Genomic DNA, 1,985 nt, shown 5'->3' with positions numbered 1-1,985 from the left:
GTGTTGCGCGGCGCCACCTTGCGCACGGCGCGTGCCGTCCCGTTGATCATGGTGTGGAAGATGTCGTCCGAGCCCTTGGCGCAGAAGTCGCGGGTGCGGGTGCGGAACTTGAGCTGGCGCGCTACGCTGACCGGGGTACCCTCGAACGAGCCCTGCGAGCCGACCACGTCGTTCGTCTCGTACAGAATCGTCGAGTTGCGGTCGCGAGGATCGGCCAGCTGATGCAGCGGGAAGTCGGCTGGCTCCAGTTGCAAGTTCGGCTGCGCCTTCCTGCCGCTGCCATTCAGGAGGCCGCCTCGTGTGAGGCCTGCTCCCTTGCCAATGCCGCCGAACTTGTCGTCAGCGAACGGCTGGCCCAGCAGGCCCGGATCGAGCTGGTTGACCGTGCGCGGGTCCGCACCGGCGTGGAAGTGGCAGCTTGCGCAGGCCTGGCCATCGGCACCGACCGAGGCGTCCCAGTAGAGTGCCTTGCCCAGCGCCACCAGCCAGTTCTTGTCCTTGACCAGCGCGTTGTACTTGGCAGCGGGAGGGGCCGGAGGATCCAGCTCGCTCAGGGAGCCGAGCGGCACCTCGATATCGACCTCCTGTGCCATCACCGGAGCGGGAAAAAGGCCAGACGCCATGGCTGCGAGCAGACCGGCTGCCCGCAGAGAATAAAGGAACCTGATCACGGGATGGATCCAATCGCATGCCGAAGGGATGCGGCCGCGCGCTTAGCTGTTGCGGCCGCATCCCTTTTCAGGGTCGTAGTGCCTCAGCGGCCTTCCATGTCCGCCGTGACCGTGGCCGACACGATCGAGCCGTCGGCACCCGTGCCATTGACCCGAGCACGCACCAGGGTCGGGCAGACCCCGCTCGCAATCGTCAGATTCCGGAAGTCGGCATCGAACTGGCCCTGCACCGGGTTGCTCGTGGCGGGATCGGGCACGGCCTGCACCGTGCCGACCTGAACGAAGCGATTCGGGTTGTTCGGCGTCGGGCTGGGGATGCTGATGATGACCAGGCCGTCTGCTGGATTGGCGACACCGCCACGCACCTGGATCTCGTCACGGCCGCCGCCGCGGACCCGGCAGTCGGCGCGCAGAACCCCGATCTGGGTCGCCTCGGGCCTCAGCAGCCTTGCGCTGTCTGCCTCGAGGGTATGGTAGTAGAGGGTGTTCTGGCTGGGGGAGAAATAGCCTTCCGCGGCCACCAGCGTGCCCGTATCGATGGCGTCCGCATCGATCTTCAGGCCCAGGCCGTTGATGGGAGCGCCGGCGGGCATGCGCTTGTCGGTAGATGGGCGGATGATCATCCCGTTGATGGTCGCCCGGCTCACCTGGTCGTTGACGATGACGGGTGCGGTCGCCTCGCCGACCACCACGTGCTCGAACAGGTCGCTGAACACGTCGCTGGCATAGACCTGGCCGTTGATGCTCTCACCGACGATGATCGCGGTCCCGCCGATGAAGCCGCCAGTGGTCCGCCCGGGAAGCTTGGGCGACGTCAGGGCGAAGTCCTTCAGCGTAGCCGTGGTCGTGTTGGTGGGCGTATGGATCAGGGCGGTCTGGAGCACCTTCACGGTGACGCCCATGAGGTTGATGTAGCCGATATAGGTCCGTGGCCCGAGCACCGTCGAGTCGGTCTTGGGCGCCGCGAACACTTCCACATGCGACATGGGCCCTTCGATCTCCACATCCCCGGCCGCCAGCTGGGCGCTGGCGGGGGTGGACAGAGCCGCCAGGGCGATCGCGGCGGCACCGAACATCAGGTTACGAAGCATGACAAATACTCCTGTCAATATTATGGTCGAATTTCATTAATAATAAGAAAAACTTGCAGGAAGATAATTTTATTTCAGGCATTGCTTGAGCTTGCCTGAGCTAAGGGACGATGTTCCAAGTCGCCATCATGGCGTGGTCTTCATGCATGGTATTGTGGCAGTGCATGACGTAGCGACCACGCTCCTGCTTGGACGCGTAGCTGTAGTCGGGATCCGGGAAGTC

2 protein-coding genes and 1 pseudogene are annotated in these 1,985 nt (G+C 64.1%); all 3 read right to left on the bottom strand.

Going from position 1 to position 1,985, the window contains the following annotated elements:
- Positions 1-593 (bottom strand): annotated as a pseudogene (locus HLA95_RS27105) (cytochrome-c peroxidase); the annotation flags it as partial.
- A gap of 161 nt (positions 594-754) precedes the next feature.
- Entirely contained in the window at positions 755-1,762 is a 1,008-nt protein-coding gene (locus HLA95_RS27100; RefSeq protein WP_222185097.1) for a hypothetical protein, read from the bottom strand.
- A gap of 100 nt (positions 1,763-1,862) precedes the next feature.
- A partial coding sequence (locus HLA95_RS29475; protein WP_222185100.1) for a multicopper oxidase domain-containing protein occupies positions 1,863-1,985 on the bottom strand: 123 nt, incomplete at its 5' end.

Source organism: Geminicoccus harenae (genome assembly GCF_019800005.1).
GTDB classification, from domain to species: domain Bacteria; phylum Pseudomonadota; class Alphaproteobacteria; order Geminicoccales; family Geminicoccaceae; genus Geminicoccus; species Geminicoccus harenae.
This window is presented reverse-complemented; position numbering and strand designations above follow the sequence as displayed.